This window comes from Kyrpidia sp. (genome assembly GCF_023512215.1).
Lineage (GTDB): Bacteria > Bacillota > Bacilli > Kyrpidiales > Kyrpidiaceae > Kyrpidia > Kyrpidia spormannii.
Window position 1 is genome coordinate 1 of record NZ_JAILZZ010000056.1, and the last position, 16637, is coordinate 16637.

The 16637-nt window shown below is 58.5% G+C and carries 13 protein-coding genes, 1 pseudogene and 1 CRISPR repeat array; of the genes and pseudogenes, 6 read left to right on the top strand and 8 right to left on the bottom strand.

The annotated features are described in order from the left end of the window. The first annotated feature begins 50 nt into the window (after positions 1–50). Positions 51–1836: a CRISPR direct-repeat array (repeat unit 30 nt; unit sequence GTTTCCATTCCTCATAGGCACGCTACGAAC). Between the two features lie 75 nt (positions 1837–1911). Beyond that, positions 1912–2302, top strand: a pseudogene (locus tag K6T64_RS14405) (transposase); the annotation flags it as partial. A 151-nt stretch (positions 2303–2453) separates the two neighbouring features. Here K6T64_RS14405 and K6T64_RS14410 read toward each other — a convergent pair. Continuing rightward, on the bottom strand, positions 2454–3938 hold the full coding sequence (locus K6T64_RS14410; RefSeq protein WP_288010788.1) for an APC family permease: 1485 nt from the start codon (positions 3936–3938) through the stop codon (positions 2454–2456). A gap of 196 nt (positions 3939–4134) precedes the next feature. Here K6T64_RS14410 and K6T64_RS14415 point away from each other — a divergent pair, with 196 nt between their 5' ends. Then, positions 4135–5274 carry an SPL family radical SAM protein gene (locus tag K6T64_RS14415; protein WP_288010789.1) on the top strand — a complete coding sequence of 380 codons (1140 nt, stop codon included), beginning with the start codon at positions 4135–4137 and terminating at the stop codon, positions 5272–5274. 177 nt (positions 5275–5451) lie between these two features. Next, positions 5452–7920 (top strand): heavy metal translocating P-type ATPase, encoded by a 2469-nt coding sequence (locus K6T64_RS14420; RefSeq protein WP_288010790.1) that lies wholly within the window; start codon positions 5452–5454, stop codon positions 7918–7920. A 226-nt stretch (positions 7921–8146) separates the two neighbouring features. Here the strand turns inward: K6T64_RS14420 and K6T64_RS14425 are convergent, their stop codons facing one another. Further along, on the bottom strand, positions 8147–8500 hold the full coding sequence (locus K6T64_RS14425; RefSeq protein ID WP_288010791.1) for a hypothetical protein: 354 nt from the start codon (positions 8498–8500) through the stop codon (positions 8147–8149). Between the two features lie 157 nt (positions 8501–8657). Between K6T64_RS14425 and K6T64_RS14430 the strand changes: the two genes are divergently transcribed. Together K6T64_RS14430 and K6T64_RS14435 are read left to right on the top strand one after the other, a co-directional pair. Further along, on the top strand, positions 8658–9665 hold the full coding sequence (locus K6T64_RS14430) for a DNA-3-methyladenine glycosylase family protein (RefSeq protein WP_288010792.1): 1008 nt from the start codon (positions 8658–8660) through the stop codon (positions 9663–9665). A 19-nt stretch (positions 9666–9684) separates the two neighbouring features. Next, positions 9685–9933, top strand: coding sequence for a YuzB family protein (locus K6T64_RS14435; protein WP_288010793.1), 249 nt, complete (start codon positions 9685–9687; stop codon positions 9931–9933). 147 nt (positions 9934–10080) lie between these two features. Here the strand turns inward: K6T64_RS14435 and K6T64_RS14440 are convergent, their stop codons facing one another. The 6 genes from K6T64_RS14440 to K6T64_RS14465 form a co-directional block, all read right to left on the bottom strand. Next, the gene (locus tag K6T64_RS14440) at positions 10081–10554 is read right to left on the bottom strand and encodes a YbaK/EbsC family protein (RefSeq protein WP_288010794.1); all 474 of its coding nucleotides are present in this window, start codon (positions 10552–10554) and stop codon (positions 10081–10083) included. A 178-nt stretch (positions 10555–10732) separates the two neighbouring features. Next, entirely contained in the window at positions 10733–12067 is a 1335-nt protein-coding gene (locus tag K6T64_RS14445) for a sensor histidine kinase (protein ID WP_170099749.1), read from the bottom strand. Next, on the bottom strand, positions 12064–12762 hold the full coding sequence (locus K6T64_RS14450; protein WP_170086303.1) for a response regulator transcription factor: 699 nt from the start codon (positions 12760–12762) through the stop codon (positions 12064–12066). The genes K6T64_RS14445 and K6T64_RS14450 overlap by 4 nt, the downstream gene beginning before the upstream one ends. A 14-nt stretch (positions 12763–12776) precedes the next feature. Beyond that, positions 12777–13781 carry an FAD:protein FMN transferase gene (locus K6T64_RS14455; protein ID WP_288010795.1) on the bottom strand — a complete coding sequence of 335 codons (1005 nt, stop codon included), beginning with the start codon at positions 13779–13781 and terminating at the stop codon, positions 12777–12779. A gap of 626 nt (positions 13782–14407) precedes the next feature. Then, positions 14408–14917, bottom strand: a complete 510-nt coding sequence (locus K6T64_RS14460) for a RodZ family helix-turn-helix domain-containing protein (protein WP_100668544.1) — start codon at positions 14915–14917, stop codon at positions 14408–14410. Further along, positions 14914–15588 carry a ferric reductase-like transmembrane domain-containing protein gene (locus K6T64_RS14465; protein ID WP_100668543.1) on the bottom strand — a complete coding sequence of 225 codons (675 nt, stop codon included), beginning with the start codon at positions 15586–15588 and terminating at the stop codon, positions 14914–14916. The genes K6T64_RS14460 and K6T64_RS14465 overlap by 4 nt, the downstream gene beginning before the upstream one ends. A 215-nt stretch (positions 15589–15803) precedes the next feature. Between K6T64_RS14465 and K6T64_RS14470 the strand changes: the two genes are divergently transcribed. Beyond that, positions 15804–16637: alanine racemase (locus K6T64_RS14470; protein ID WP_288010796.1), on the top strand; the 834-nt coding region annotated here is incomplete at its 3' end.

Sequence of the window (16637 nt, forward strand, 5' to 3'; positions counted from 1 at the left end):
ACGCTACCAACCAAATACCGTCCGGCGGTCTAAGAGGGGTCCGAATTTCTGTTTCCATTCCTCATAGGCACGCTACGAACACGGAGGTGAAAGTGCCGTAATGGACCTCTCCCGACGTTTCCATTCCTCATAGGCACGCTACGAACGATGTTGAACGAATTGCCGTCATACTTCGTTTTGGTCGGGTTTCCATTCCTCATAGGCACGCTACGAACATGCGACAAGATAACAATTCGGGCCAAACGGCGGAGTTTCCATTCCTCATAGGCACGCTACGAACGCAGGAAATAATTCCCGGCTGTCGGCTGGCGTTCTGGTTTCCATTCCTCATAGGCACGCTACGAACCGATGGAGCACCAAAAAATAGCCATCGAAACCCTGCGAAGTTTCCATTCCTCATAGGCACGCTACGAACGTGGAAACACTATTAGCGTAATGATGTTTCTCCAATATGGTTTCCATTCCTCATAGGCACGCTACGAACCCAGGCTGGCCCGGGGGGAATCGAAAACGTACACAAGTTTCCATTCCTCATAGGCACGCTACGAACCGTTGAAAATGATGCGTTTTAACATTTCCTCTTCTTTTCGTTTCCATTCCTCATAGGCACGCTACGAACGGGGGATCATCTTTGATGGTTTCATGGTATCACATCGGTTTCCATTCCTCATAGGCACGCTACGAACGCCTGAACCGGAACCCGAGCCAACGCCGCCACCGGGTTTCCATTCCTCATAGGCACGCTACGAACGAAAAACGCCGGAATGACGGGCTTTTTCGGATTCAACCGGTTTCCATTCCTCATAGGCACGCTACGAACAATCAGCCTGTACGTTTAAATACTTTCTAGCCAGCAATTGTTTCCATTCCTCATAGGCACGCTACGAACGATCTTCGCCAGTTTCTTGGCCTCCTGCTCGAAGAATTGTTTCCATTCCTCATAGGCACGCTACGAACGTCGATGGCCTCGATCACCTGCTCCTCTTTCCCGTTCTGTTTCCATTCCTCATAGGCACGCTACGAACCGTTGAAATCGGCCATTATGGCGTCACCCCGCGAAGTTTCCATTCCTCATAGGCACGCTACGAACTTTGCGATGTGGGCGCGGCGTATTTGTAGTTATAATTGTTTCCATTCCTCATAGGCACGCTACGAACTGCCTGGAACGTCGGCGAAAGACGCCGCGGATGCCATGAGTTTCCATTCCTCATAGGCACGCTACGAACGGCAGCATCTCTGTAGATGTGGGTTCCTCCCGTTTCGGAGTTTCCATTCCTCATAGGCACGCTACGAACTACGTGATCTGCGAAAGAAAGAACCTTCTGCCTTTCGGTTTCCATTCCTCATAGGCACGCTACGAACGGCCTGTGCAGTGCCCAGGGAGTGCCCGGGCTGGGGTTTCCATTCCTCATAGGCACGCTACGAACCCAGGTTATGGTTCATAAGCCAGGCGGTGCTCTCTGGTTTCCATTCCTCATAGGCACGCTACGAACTCCGCCAGAACGTGGCGGCCGGCGTGGTCCAGGTGACGCGTTTCCATTCCTCATAGGCACGCTACGAACGCGTGTTGCGGTTGCTCGGGAGGTGATTGCGGTGGAGGAGTTTCCATTCCTCATAGGCACGCTACGAACTTGGAGATGCGCTATCGTCTCCGATGGCCGATGAGAGTTTCCATTCCTCATAGGCACGCTACGAACAAGGAGGCCGTCTGACATGAGTGCAAACCTGGCATTGCTGTTTCCATTCCTCATAGGCACGCTACGAACGAACGCATAGCCAAAAAGGTCCTGATCTTCGTATTGGTTGGTTTCCATTCCTCATAGGCACGCTACGAACGATGGGGGTCGCCATTCCAAACTATAATGGACCCAAGAAACTGGACAACAAGAAGGGAGATTTTAAAGTAGGCCCATGCCGAGAAAAAAGTATGATACTGACTTCAAAACCAAAGTTGTCCTGGAAATTCTCAAAGAGGAAAAGACGTTATCTCAGTTGGCATCCGAGTACGGTGTTCACGTCAATCAACTCCGCCAGTGGCGGGATCTCGCCTTGGAAAACTGGCCACGAGCGTTTGAACCTGAGAATAAACAGCTGGCCAAAATTCGTTCAGAATATGAAGACAAGATCCAAGAATTGTATGCGGAGGTCGGTCGCCTGAGCACACAATTGTCTTGGTTGGAAAAAAAATCTCGCCTCGCTCAGTCGAGAGGACAGGCTGGCTCTCATCGACTTCCAAGAACGTGAACTCCCGCTCTCCGTTCAGGCCAAGCTTCTGGGCTTGAACCGTTCCAGCCTGTACTGGGGTAGAGGACGGATTCTCCCGCCGCTCTAAAAATGCGGGCAGGATTTCTCCCGGTCCTCTGCCCACGCCGTACACGAACAGTAATCGCATTTTGCCTTGATTGTGCGGGTAAAATTAACCCCGGGCCCGCCAAGGGCCCGGGAACCCCGGATTAGTCCGCATCGGTTTCTTGGGAAGCCGCCTCAATACCATCCATCACCAGTGCCCGGGGGCGCACGGCAAACTGGTAGTAAAGCCCACCGATCACCAGGACGACGGCCGCGAGCAGGGGCACGGAATAGTTGACGTACCACGGGCTGTCCGGAGACCGGGGCCAGCAGAGATTGATGATGGCGAAGATGCCCCAGCAGGCGGCGAGGAGGTGAACCGGCAGACTCCAGCTGCCGAGATTCCACGGGGATGTGTTGGATTTCCAGCCCCGGGCTTTGGCGATCAGGCCTCCCAGGGGGACGCTCAGGTAGGCCAGGTAGATCCCAACGACACAAACATTCACGATGTACGCCTCCGCCGAGGCCGACAGGCTGAGCAGAATCGTCACGGCGCCGCTGAAAATGAGGGCGGCCGCCGGCGTTTCGTAGGGTTGGGCCAAGTGAACCCAGAGCTTGGAGCCGGGGATTTTGCGGTCCCGACCCAGAGAAAACAGCAGTCGGGACACCGTGGCCTGAACCGCCGTGCCGCAGACAAAGATCGCCAGAGCGGCGATGATGATAAAGCCGTTGGCTACGGTGTCGCCCAGGTCACTCTGCAAAATATAGGTGAGCGGCACGTCGGATTTCATGGCTGTCTGGAGGTCTGGGATGCCCAGGATGAAGGCCAGCAGAGCGGCCGCCCCAATGACGAAGGTGAGGCCGAGGGCGGACAGGATCGCCTTCGGGACCGCGAGCCTCGGATGTTTCACCTCCTCCGCCAAACTGCCGGCAGAATCAAAACCATATAGCACCCACATCGAGGTGAGCATGGCGGCGAGAAACACCGGCAAGTAGCTGCCCCCTGCGCCCGTTCCCGCGGTTTCGAAGACAAAGGACACCGGGTGGTGGACACCTGCGGCAAAGAGAGCGCCGGCCAGGACGATCATGGCCACCACTTCCGCAAACATGCCGATGTTATTGATGATTGCGATCAGTCTCACGCCAAGGATGTTGATGATCGTCTGCAGGATGACCATGCCCGCCGTCACCGCCACCAACACCCCGTGGCTGGAGGCGGGCAATCCCAGCAATTGGGCGACATACGGAGCGCCGCCGAAATCCACCGCCGCCACCGTGGCCAACAACGCGACAAGATAGATCCACCCGGCGATCCATCCATAGCCTTCCCCAACCAAATGTTTTCCCCACTGGTAAATCGACCCGGCAATGGGATAGTGGGAGGCCACCTCAGCCATGGCCAGGGCCACCAGCAACTGACCGATGAACACGATGGGCCAACTCCAAATAAACGCCGGCCCTCCGGTGGTCAGGCCATATCCGAAGAGGCTGAAGATGCCGGTGGTGGCCGAGATAAAGGAAAAGGCGATGGCGAAATTGGAGAAAAGAGACAAATTGCGGCTCAGTTCCTGGCGATACCCGAGTTGTTCGAGATCTTTGGCGTCTTCATCCGACAGACTTGACGTCTGCAAACGGGTTTGGTCATTCAATTTTCCGTCACCTCCGCAAAAGGCTGGGGTATTTTTGTCGGTCCCTTTCGCCCGCCACCCAGTGAACTTTAGCAAAAATCATACCGAAACCAGGCGTAGTTTTCGGAATTAAAATAGGCGCGATTTAGGCTCGGTGTTCAGACGTGGCCGGGAAGCGGCATGCATTCGTGCATACCCTCCTTTCTGGATGATTCATATGTGGATTAAAGCCGGGGGATCCGTACGGCACAGTCTTTTAAGACAAATTGTCTTGGATCTGGGCGGACAGCCCTTGCTTTTGAGCGGACATTATGGTAAAGTGAAAACGAACAAATGTTTGAGAGTTGGTGTGGCAATGGGGCGTCGGACCCTGGAGCGAGTTGTGACGAAGCAAACGTTGAACCGGGTGCGGTCGGCGTACATGCCATTTTCGTGGTCGATCAATCCGTATCGGGGATGTTCCCACGGCTGTTCCTATTGTTATGCCCGGGCCACTCATACGTATCTGGGGATGGACGCCGATGATACGTTCCAGAGCCACATTCTTGTGAAGGAGAATGCCGCGGCGGCCTTGGATAGGCAGTTGGCCGAGATGGTGCGGAAGGGCGGGGAGAGGGCGCTTCGCGGATTAGGCCTGGTGACCGTGGGGACGGCCACTGACCCCTATCAGCCCGCCGAGGCCAAGATGAAGATCACCCGGGGCTGCCTGGAGGTTTTGGCGAAGTATGGCGTACCGTTCACGCTGACCACCCGGTCTCCGCTGATCCTTCGGGATCTCGATGTTTTGGTGAGGGCGAGGGTCCGGGCGATTCACATGAGCATCAACACCCTTGATCCGGTGTTGTGGCGCCGCTTGGAGCCGGAGAGCCCATCTCCCTTGAAGCGCCTGGAGGCGGTGGCAACTCTCGTGGGACAGGGAATCCGTGCGGGCATTTTCCTGGCACCGATCCTGCCGGGGCTCACCGATAGCGATGAAGTGATGGCATCGGTGTTGCGCGCGGCGAAGAAACATGACGCCCAGTTTGCAGTGGCCTCTATGTTGCGTTTGGCTCCAGATGTGAAACAATGGTATATGAGAACGATTCAGGCCCACTACCCGGAACTGGTTCCCTTATATGAGGAACTGTATCGGCGCACAAACCCGCCGGCAGCTTTTGCGGCGAAAACCTTGGCCCGGGCTCACGCCTGGATTCGCCGGATGGGGATCCCGTTTTACCGGGAGGCGGCGGAGAAAGACGGGATGAGATCTTCTCTGGCTGCGGATCAATCGGACGAGCCCGGGGGGTATGGCTCCGAAGGAATAGGGGAGGGCGGCGAAAAAACCACGGAATCGGTGCAACTTCAGCTCCACTTTTGAGAGTGACTCTCGATAGCGGGGCATCTCGGCGAATAGTGGCGGCATTCAGACGTAACCGGTGGGGAGCAGCTTGGCGTCGACAAAACGGGGCGTAGCGCCGGTTGACGGACATGGCCCGTTGTAGTACATATACGGTACGGGGGTATAGTTCTCACGTCGATAAGGAGGCGAGTGGCCGTGGCCACAGAGATAAAGGAACACGCGGCATCGGGCTCTGCGGAGAAGCGCCGGCCCGATCGGACGAAGGTTACTCTGGCCATTCAGGGGATGACCTGTGCGACCTGCGCCAATCGGATTGAAAAGGGGCTGAGTAAACTGCCGGGTATCGAGGAGGCATTTGTCAACCTCGCCCTGGAAAAGGCCACGGTGGAGTTCGATCCGCGGCAGGTGTCGGTGAAAGATATAGAGGACAAAGTCAGAAGCCTCGGTTACAAAGTGGCCAAACAGCGCTTGGAGCTGGATTTGTCCGGCATGACCTGTGCGGCCTGCGCCAATCGCATTGAGAAGGGCCTGAATAAACTGCCCGGTGTGGAGGCGACGGTGAATTTCGCCTTGGAAAGGGCAACGTTGACCTATTACCCGGGGGCCGTCGAAATCGACGATATCATAAAAAAGGTTCGGGACCTTGGTTACGATGCCAAGGTGCACGAGGAACAAGATGCAGCGGCCGACGATCTTCGCCGTAAGGAGGCGGTGGAGAAGCGCAATCGTCTTCTGATCTCCACCTTGCTATCGTTGCCCCTTCTCTACACGATGGTGGGGCATATCCCGGGGCTGCACGGCATTCCTGTGCCCGGGCTGCTCATGAACCCTTGGTTTCAATTTGCTTTGGCAACGCCGGTGCAATTTTTGATCGGATGGGTTTTTTATCGCGGAGCGTACAAGTCGTTGCGCAACGGAAGCGCCAATATGGACGTCCTCGTGGCCCTGGGCACATCGGCGGCATATTTTTACAGCCTGTGGGGGACGTTGCGCTGGGTGGCCGCGGGGGCGACGGGTCATTATCCCGACCTGTATTATGAAACCAGCGCTATCCTGATCACGCTGATCCTCGTAGGCAAGTGGCTGGAGTCAGCGGCGAAAGGCCGGACATCGGAAGCGATCCGCCATTTGATGGGCATGCAGGCAAAGACGGCGACCCGGGTTCGGGATGGCCAGGAAGAACAGGTGCCGGTCGACGCGGTGGTTCCCGGTGATTGGCTGCGGGTGCGCCCCGGCGAAAAGATCCCGGTGGACGGACGGGTGCTGGAAGGACTGTCCACGGTAGATGAATCGATGCTGACCGGTGAGAGTGTACCGGTGGATAAGAAGCCGGGCGACGCGGTGATCGGGGCGACGGTCAACGGGAACGGCACGTTGTTGATCGAGGCCGTGAAGGTGGGGAAAGAAACCGCCCTCGCCCAGATCGTCCGGGCCGTGGAAGAGGCTCAAGGGACGAAGGCGCCAATCCAGCGGATTGCCGATACGATTTCGGGAGTTTTCGTACCCGTCGTGGTGGGCATTGCCGTGGTTGTCTTTCTTTTATGGTTCGGGCTGATTGATCCGGGCAACTTTACCCGGGCTTTGGAGAACGGGATTGCGGTGTTGGTGATTGCTTGCCCGTGCGCCCTGGGCCTCGCGACGCCCACGTCGATCATGGTCGGGACCGGGAAGGCGGCAGAGTTGGGGATCCTGTTCCGAGGTGGGGAACATTTGGAGCGGGCCCAGAAAATCAACGCTGTGATTCTCGATAAGACGGGGACACTGACCACCGGCAAGCCGGCTCTGACCGATATCGTGGTCAAGAACGGAGACGAAGCGGAGCTGCTGCGATTGGCGGCCTCCGCGGAGGGGCCGTCGGAACATCCCTTGGCCCAGGCGATTGTTCGGGGCGCGATGGAACGCGGCATGACCACTGAGTCGGCGGACTCCTTTGAGGCGGTTCCGGGATACGGGGTTCGGGCGGTCGTTGCGGGGCATAAGGTCCTGGTCGGCACCCGGGCGCTTCTCCGCCAGGAAGGGATTGAGATCTCGGCGGTGGAAGGTGCCGCCCAGGAATTGGAGGGGCTTGGAAAAACGGCGATGTTCGTCGGTATCGACGGAAAAGTTGCCGGTGTGCTCGCCGTGGCGGATACTGTCAAGGAAAGGGCGGCCGAAGCGGTTCGCCGACTGAAAGATCTTGGCGTCCAGGTGGTCATGGCTACCGGGGACAACCGGCGGACGGCCGAAGCGGTGGCCCGGCAGGTGGGGATCGACGAAGTCTGGGCGGAAGTCCTCCCCCAAGGTAAAGCGGACCGGGTGAAGGCGCTGCGCAACCAGGGCAAGGTCGTTGCCATGGTGGGGGACGGGATCAATGATGCGCCTGCCCTGGCGGCGGCAGATCTCGGCATTGCCATGGGCACGGGGACCGATGTGGCCATCGAGACGGCGGACATTACTCTGGTAGGCGGCGATGTTACGGGTGTGGCCCGGGCCGTGGAATTGAGCCGGAAAACGATGCGCAACATCCGCCAAAACCTGTTCTGGGCCCTTGCCTACAATACTGTGGGCATCCCGGTAGCGGCGGCCGGACTTCTCGCGCCGTGGGTGGCCGGTGCCGCCATGGCTTTTAGTTCGGTATCCGTGGTGCTGAATGCCCTGAGGCTCAAAAGGGTGAAGGTGGCTTAATGGGGAGAGAAGCTGGTGCGGTAGATCGCGCGTTGCATTGTGAGGCCTAGGGTCAAGGCCAGTGGCGGTCCACGCCGTGCGGGACTTGCCCGAGATCCAAAGGGCCTGGTTGTGAAATTCGGGACCGGGAGAGGAGGGCGCAAATGGCGGTTGCCTCTCCCGGTCTTTCATGCGTTCATGTACACTTTACAAATGCGGGGATCCTGAGCTGTGGAGGCCGATGGATTCATCGTGTTTTTGCTTCGGTCTGGGTCGAGCTGTTGCCGGGACTGGTCAACTCCGGGTCCGATCGGTAAAGAATGTTGAGATCGTTGATGCGACTGGCATAATCGGCAATCTCCCAGTACAGTTTACAGACCTGATCCCAGTCGTCCTCTACGGCTGCGCGCTCTTGGAGAGTGGCGATGACTTTCTCGAAACGGGCGATGACATCGGGGATCCCAGCCCGGATTCGCTCCCAGTGGACAATCACGGCCTCTTGCAGGTCGGAAGGGTATTCGTCCCAGTCCCGATCCAGAGATGGGACCTCGACCTCCAGGCGTGAATCATATTGGAAGAAACGCTTGGTGACACAGGTCATTGGATATCCTTCTATCCCATGGAATTTTGCTTGGGTGCGGCACCCGGCACAGTAAGGGTTGGCGCCGCATTGGAACGGCCTTCTTCATCATAGCGCGACAGGGCCCGGAATGCCAGGGGTGACGCGGGAAACGGGAGTGCGAGAGGTGGGTGAGAATGTGGAGAGATCAAGACAGGGGGACGCGGGGCAGCCGACCTGGGTTCGCACGTCGCCGGAACACCGATTTGAACTCCAGTTAGCATATTTGTCCACCCACCCCGGGGCCTTTGTGGAGCGGGTGGACGCGGGAGGTTGTGCCACGGCCGTTCGCTGGCGAGATCGCCCAACCTTTGTGGAGGTTCGCGTCGATGGCGAGGGTTCGGTTGGCGACGTTTCTGTGAAGTCTCCGAAGTCGGTAAAGACCTCGTCGCCAGTAGAGCCGGCACCGCTTTCCGGTATCCGGGAATCGCAATCCCCGACCCGCGGGGTGTGGGTACGCGGCCCGGTGGAAGTGGCCGATCGGATGTTTCAATTCGAAGCGGACATTCGCGGCTTCGACAATGCGGTTGCCGGTTCACCGCTGGAACCTGTTCACCAGTTGTATCGAGGTTTCAAACCTGTATGCATGGCTGACCCATTTCAGGGCATGTGTTGGGTCATCGTTGGGCAACAGGTCAACGTCACCTTTGCCGCGAAGCTCAAACGGACGTTGGTAGAGAAATTTGGCGATACTCTCCAGGTCGGCGAAGCGGTGTACCGGGTGTTCCCGTCTCCGGAGCGAATTGCGGGCTTGGAGCCAGAAGATCTGCGACCTTTTCAATTCAGCAGGCAGAAGGCAAGCTATCTGATTTCTTTGGCCCGGCGGATCGTAAACGGTTGGGACACCTCCGTGTATGAGGGCATGGAGGCCGAAGAGGCCATTGCGCACCTGACTCAAGTAAAAGGAGTGGGGCGGTGGTCGGCGGAATGTTTTCTGCTGTTTGTGTTCCGGCATCCCGATGTCTTGCCTGCCGCAGATATTGGGTTGCGGCGGGCACTGGGGAAACTGCTGGGCTTGGGTCGCAATGCCACCGAGGCGGAGTTGCGGGAGTTTGGCAGGATGTTTGCCGGGTGGCGAAGTTATGTGTCTCAGTATCTTTGGCTGGCCCTGCGGGAGGGGCGATGGGAAAAAGAAGCTGTGGACTGAAACAAAAGAGGGATGGGTCATGGTGGTGATCGTGGAGGTATGTGACATCAATCCTGCGGCGACGTTGGATTGGGAGGAGTTGGAAAGAAAATATCCCGGCACTTCGGTAATTCTCCATTCGTGTCTCAGCCAGTGTGAACTCTGTGCTGAGTATCCCTATGCCTTTGTGGACGGCGACATTCTCATCGCCGATTCCGCCGAGCAGCTGTACAAGGATGTTCTGGCCCGGGTGGAAGGGGTCTGGAAAGCTTGGCATCAGGCCGATTAAAGAGATGGGGCGATGGGGGTGCCGCGGCGGCTCCTGGAAGGGCTGTTGATGCCGGAGTCGGGCGCAGGATGAACTGAACATGGCCCGGGTTGGCGGGCATCATGGTTCGGAGCTGTGGAGCCCCGTGTGCCCGACTCGGCCACGGCATCATGTCTCCTTGACCTTGGCCACCAATCCGTCCGTCCAGTTCACCAAAGATCCGGGATGGCAGGCAAAGATCGCCCGCGGACTACCCGCCGCGGCATAAACAATTTCGTGATGAAACAGGTCCTCGTCGATGATGGTGCGCAAGGGTGAACGGTGCCCCAAGGGTGGTACCCCGCCGATCTCAAACCCAGTGAGATCCAGGACCGTTGCCGGATCCGCCAATTTGACGGGCCGTCCCATGATGGCCGCGAGTTTTTCTGGGTCCACCCGGTGGTCGCCCGCGGCGATGACGAGGATCGGTTCCTCTCCGGCCAAAAAAACGATGCTTTTGGCAATTTGAGCTGTGGTTACGCCAAGGGCTTGGGCCGCATCCGCTGCGGTGCGGGTGCTCACCTCCATTTCCACCACCCGGATTCCGGGGTCGATAGATTCCATGATTTTCTGAAACCGGGCTACTCCTTCATGCATATTCATCGCCTGCCTCTCGTACCCTTGCCACCCTTGCGCAGAGTCGGGGTGATCCCTCTGGCTCTTCGGCCCGGAATCCCCCGTCCCCACTGTCAAGCCATCAGTTGTGTACGGCATTGATTATACCGAAAATGCAAGCGGCCGGCACTGACAATGATTCGACGCTGTCTTCAGGCCCTGCAGGCTAAGAAGACTTCTTCTGCCCGGCGATCGGCAGGCTGACCGTGAAAGTCGTTCCCACTCCGACCTCGCTGTCGACATGGATCGTGCCCTCGTGGAGCTCGGCGATCTCTTTGGCAATGGAGAGGCCGAGGCCCGAACCTGGGATTCGTTCTTTTTGAACGACCGAACCCCGATAAAACCGGTCAAAAATATGGGGCAACTCCTCCCGGGCGATGCCGATGCCCGTATCCCGCACGGTGAAAACGGCCTCCGGACCATTCTGGCGGTAGGAAAAATACACATGTCCACCTTCCGGCGTATATTTTATCGCATTTTCCAATAGGACCGTTAAAAGTTGCCAAATGCGATGTTGGTCGCCGACCAGACGGTCTTCGCCTACCTCGGGGGCGTGGAAAATTACCCCTTTTTCCCTGGCCACGGGCTCGATATGGGCCGCCACTTCCTCCACCAAATCCCGGACCGAGAAGGGGCTGCGTTTCACCGCTCCCTCCTGGTAGTCCATCCTGGCCAGGGTGGCCAGGGATTCGACTGTGCGGGACATATGATGTGTTTCCGCCACGGCGGTCTCCAACGCGTCCCGCCACTCCCCGGGATCGTCCGTCCCCAGGGCCAGTTCCGCGGTAGTCCGGATCACGGTCAACGGGGTACGCAACTGGTGGGAGGCGTCCGCCGTGAAAGACTGCTGTCGCTTGGCCATTTGGGCAATGGGGCGCAATGCCCGACCGGCCAGAATGTATCCACCGATCACAGCGGCTGCGGAAGCGAGAATGATAAAAGTTGTCAGCAGCATGTTAAAATGCCGCAGGACGTCCAATGGCAAGGTGGCGTCCATGGCCGATTGGCGTATCGAGGTCAGGGTGCCGTCGTGAAAGGTGGGCATGCTGTACACGTAAAAAGGGGTCCCGTCTGAAGCTGTGATCAGCTGTAATTCCGGATTCCCAGTCGCACTAACCCGGTCGGCCCCGGCTTGATAAGGGAGCACCCCACTTGTATAAGGCGTGTACCAGCGCTTGTCGGCGACCACGTAGTAGCCCACTTCGTAAGCCGGGCGGTCGTCTCCGATTGGTGGCATCGGTATTGTATTGTGTTTATGGTCGTGACCTTCGTTCCATTCGTGGTTTTCCTCTTTCGGCAGATGGTCTTGCAGGACATGTTCCACGTCCCGAACCACCTGATGGTGCAAAAGCACCCCGACAAAGAGGCCGATAATGAGTTCCACGACCAACAAAATCCCCACATAGCTGGCGGTCAGTCGCCAGCGGGTCGTTTTGAGATACGCTTGGATCCCGGTTTGTCGCAGTTTCCGCCGGGTTGGTTGGGGAGTGAAGCCCGTCATGACCGATCCGCCAGGCGATAGCCGACGCCCCGCACTGTTTGAATGACTACTCCGGGATGCATGCCGCGTTCCCGGTAAAACCCTTCAATTTTTTGGCGCAAGCGCCCAATCGTGACCTCCACCACGTTGGTGACCGCGTCCGGGGCAAATCCCCACACCTGCTCTAAAATCTGGATCTTGCTCAACGTGTACCGAGGATATTGCATCAACAGTTCGAGTAACTGAAATTCTTTGCTGGTCAACTCCACCTCTTGACCGGCGATGGAAAAGGTGTGGGTTTTTGGATCAAGTTCCCATTCACCTACTTTTAGCCGTTCAGGCTGGAGGGGGCGATTGGCCCGTTTGAGCAACGCCCGAATGCGCGCCACCAGTTCGGCAAAAGCGAAAGGCTTGACCAAGTAATCGTCTCCACCCCGGTCAAATCCCGTCAGTTTATCCGCCAGGCTGTCCCTGGCGGTCAAAAATAACACGGGTGCGTCGTATCCCCTTCGGCGGAGGATGTCGCACAAGGCAAAGCCGTCCGTGGAGCCGGGAAGCCCGACGTCGATGATGAACAGGTCGTACTGGTTCATCTCCACCATCAATTGTGCGGTTTGGGCGTCCGGCGCGTGATCGGTGGCCATGTGTTCCCGCTCAAGGCCTTTGACCACGAGTCCGGCGATTCGCGGATCGTCTTCCACCAGAAGAATCTTCAACGACTCTCTCTCCTTTACCGGCTCCAGGTGACCCACCGCTGTCCAGAGGGTGTGGCGAGAAGCCGGACATCCGTCGTCACCCACCAAATATAATCGGGCCAAGGCCAGATGCGCAAGGATTGCGCAGGCCGTATAAATAAGACCTTTGTGATAATCTCTGCCGTGATGGGGTCCGGATACGCGCAGGTGACGCTCAAATAGGGCGACTCCGCCGGCTGCCCCGTGGCGGGGTCGATCAGATGGTGCACCGGGCGGCCGTCGTGAATCCAGCGGCGCCGGGCGATGGAGGACGTACAGACGGCTGTGGATAGAGGCAGATCCAGGGCCGCCAAAATGGTGGCGGGGGCGGTGGGATCCTCGATTCCCACCCGCCAATGTTCCCCGTCCTCCCGGGTGCCCCACGCATAAAGATCGCCGCCGGCATTGACCAGAAACCCCTTCATCTGCCTGGCTGCGGGGTGGCTCAAAATACCTTCGCGCACCCGATCCACGGCCAGGCTTTTCCCGAGACCACCGAGGTCCAGGGGTGCTTCGATCCGGACCCGATCGCCGTCAAATTCCACCCAAGGTGCGGGGTCTGCCCAAGGTTCCGGCAATTTTTCCCCGTCCGAATCAAAACTGGTGGGGACTCCCCGCACACTGTCCGTGCCGTCCCGCCTCCCACCGGTTGAGAGGGGGGCGACCGGCGCACCTGTGTATCCCAGCGCTTCCAGAGACCGCAAAATCCTGGGATCAAAGACCCCGCCCGTATATTCGTAGGCTTCCCAGGCCTTCTGCAAGGCTTCCCGAAGCAGGGGGGAGACGGCCACCCACTGCCCGGGACTTCGGTTGAGTCGGGAAAGTTCACTGGCCGGATCGAACCGGGACAGAGCTTTCACCACGGACGCAAACTCGCTTTTTGCCATGTCCCAAATTTCGGTTGCGGCCTCAGCGTACTCCCGTTGGTGATTTCCCGGGAAATCGAGGCGGATGCGGATGGGCGAGGCCATGGATTGAAATGCGTGTTCATAAATGGCCATCCTCGCTCCTCCATTCCTGCGATTAACTGGCGCCCGTGATACCGTCCACCGGAGGGCTCATTGCCGGTGGGCCGTACGCAGGTGGCCCATAAGACCCGGGGGGAGTCTGGGAGGGACCGTAATCGGGCACAAAACCGGGATTGCTTCCCTGACCGTTGTCACCGGGGGCGTTCCAGCTCCCGTCCCCACCGGAGCTCCCCGACACCGATGGATCGCCTGCTCCCCCAAAGCCTGGCGCGCTTCCGGATCCGTCCGGGCCGGGGGGAAGAGTCCCGGGGTCTATCCCGGTTCCGCCGGTACCGGGTGTAGGCGTGCCGGGGGTTGAGGGCGCTTCCCCCGGTCCGGATTGCCCGGGGGCCAAACCCGCGTGAACCGTTGCCGAGGACGGCGCCTGACCGGAGGCGTTCCAGTCAGTATTGGCCGCCACCGGTCCCGCTGCGACCATCCGGCCCAATAAGACGGTGAAAAAGGCCGTGGCTGCTGCGAAGCCGATGAACCCCGATCGGTCCCGGCGGTTCTTTCCCCCTCCGTCAGGGCGTGTGCCGCCTTTTCGCGGCTCAACTTGTCGGTTTGTCCCTTCCGGATTGGCCATACTCTTCTTGTCCGAGATCGAAGGTCCGCGCCGATCAGTCATCGTTTTGCTCCGATTCATGGGAGCCGCCGTGTTCATAGGCGTCGTGGTCCTCCCCGTGTTCATGAGACTCGCCTCCCGATGCCCCTGTCACCCCTTGGGCGGCAGGTGGAGTCTGGACAGCGGCGTTATTGCCGGCGGTCCCGGCACTGGTGAAAGTTCCGGTTGTGATAACGTTGCGGGTTCTGTGTCCCGATGCCCCGGTGACGGTGTCCACCGCCGGTGCGGTGACCGGAGGCTGGGTGACGGCCGGCCCGGTGGCTCCACCGGGATTATACCCGCTCGAATCAACCACCCCGGGGGTGGAAGCCGAAACTCCTCCCGGTGCCGTGCTATCGAACTGGAGGGCGGGCCCGGCCGCTGACCCCGCTGCTGAAGGGGTTGCACTGGGCTGTCCGGCGTTTACCCGGGCATCGGCCATAGACTGGGCGGTGCGCAGGGCGTACCAACCGCCGCCGAGAAGCACCACACTGCTCAATACGGCAATGACATTGCGCGGGTTCACAATTCATTCCTCCTTTTCTGTCCGGCTGGAACGGGGTCGGCCACCGGCCAATAACGCAAGAACAAGAGGACGACGAGCACAAACCCGCTCACCTGGTACAATCCGCCGATGGTCGGTGTATCGGTGCCGGCGAGAATTCCGTGGAACCAGGCCGCCACCCAGGCGGCCGCGGCGATCCGGTGGATCCGCAGCCAGCCGCCCTTTGGCAGAAGGCGCGGCATGTGGGCGGTGACCAGAGTGATGATCAACAGGTAGAAGGAGCCGATTCCAAAGGCTACGGCGATGGGCCGGTACCCCGAGGCCATCGGCACGAACAGTTCGCGCCAACCGAACCCCGATTGGTGGTCGAGCAAAAGCATGGTCAAATGAGTGAGCAGAAAGCTCAGGGTGACCATGGCGAGTGAACGGTGCCACGGCATGAGCCGGGGGGTCAGACGCCACTGGGTTTTATTCCTCGGATTCGCCATGAGCAGTCCCATCCCCACCACGGCAGTCAGCAGGGCAAAGGCGGTGATGCCGCTGGCCCGGACGATCAGCCAGTCAATTTGCCCGGCCAACTGTGGATGTTTCAGGACCAGCCAGGCGCCGGCCAGAAAACTCCAGGCGGTGGCCGAGACCAGCACCAGGACGGCCGGCACGGTGCCGCGTCCGGATGACCGGTTTTTCTGCACGTCCGATCCCTCCTTTACTTTCTGCTACTCATTCTAGCCCGCTGTCCTGACAGAAGACTGACGAGAGCCTAACAAACGCATAACAAGTCCTGAAAAATGTTCTCAATAAGATCTTTCGGGTGGCGAAGGACATCAGCGGAGTGGCATAACATGAATTTGCCAGGGTGATATCTTCATGATATCATTGAATTATCAAACCCAAGGAGGAACAGGTTGTGGAAGAGCGGGAAACAAGGGCGCTCAATGGATTTCTGGGACTGCTGGCGTTTATCATTCTTGTCGTCGGCGCGGTTTTGCTTCTTCCCACTGGCCCATTCTGGAGCATTGTGCTTGCGGTGATGGCGGTCCTCGTGGTGAGCGGGTTTTTTATCGTTCAGCCCAACGAAGCCAAGGTGCTGATCTTTTTCGGACGTTACCTCGGCACCGCAAAAAAAGCGGGTTTCTGGTGGACGATCCCGTTTACCAACCGCAAGCGATTGTCCCTTCGGGTGCGGAATTTTAACAGTGCAAAACTGAAGGTGAACGATGTGGACGGCAATCCCATCGAGATTGCGGCGGTGGTGGTGTTTCGGGTGGTGAATTCCGCGAAGGCGGTCTTCGACGTCGACAAGTATGAGGAGTTTGTTGAAATTCAAAGCGAGACCGCCTTGCGGCACATCGCCAGTCAGTATCCTTACGACCTGTACCGGGAAGAAGGCTATTCTCTCCGGGGCAATTCGGAAGAGGTGGCGGGCCAGCTGAAGCAGGAGTTGCAGGAGCGCTTGGCGGTGGCGTTGCTCGACCGCGAGCACTTGCAGGAGATCGAGCAGACGAACCTTCCGCAACGGTTGGCCGTTCACATAAAAGTAGATACTGGCATGGGCCGTCTGGGAACCACTCCGGAAGCTCTGCATGACTTGCTCGAGGACTTAGAAGGCGCTCGAAACATCATCGTGGCGGGTGTGTTTTCTCACTTTGGCAACGCAGACCGTGTGTACACAGAGTTTTGCCAGGGCCAACTCCGGCGATTTCGGGAGGTGGTTGGCTGGGTCAAGCAGCGTTGGCCAAGC

Coding starts and splice junctions, on each gene's coding strand:
- K6T64_RS14415 (WP_288010789.1), top strand. CDS start 4,135: ATGTGGATTAAAGCCGGGGGATCCGTACGGCACAGTCTTTTAAGACAA.
- K6T64_RS14425 (WP_288010791.1), bottom strand. CDS start 8,500: ATGACCTGTGTCACCAAGCGTTTCTTCCAATATGATTCACGCCTGGAG.
- K6T64_RS14435 (WP_288010793.1), top strand. CDS start 9,685: ATGGTGGTGATCGTGGAGGTATGTGACATCAATCCTGCGGCGACGTTG.
- K6T64_RS14440 (WP_288010794.1), bottom strand. CDS start 10,554: ATGAATATGCATGAAGGAGTAGCCCGGTTTCAGAAAATCATGGAATCT.
- K6T64_RS14445 (WP_170099749.1), bottom strand. CDS start 12,067: ATGACGGGCTTCACTCCCCAACCAACCCGGCGGAAACTGCGACAAACC.
- K6T64_RS14455 (WP_288010795.1), bottom strand. CDS start 13,781: ATGGCCATTTATGAACACGCATTTCAATCCATGGCCTCGCCCATCCGC.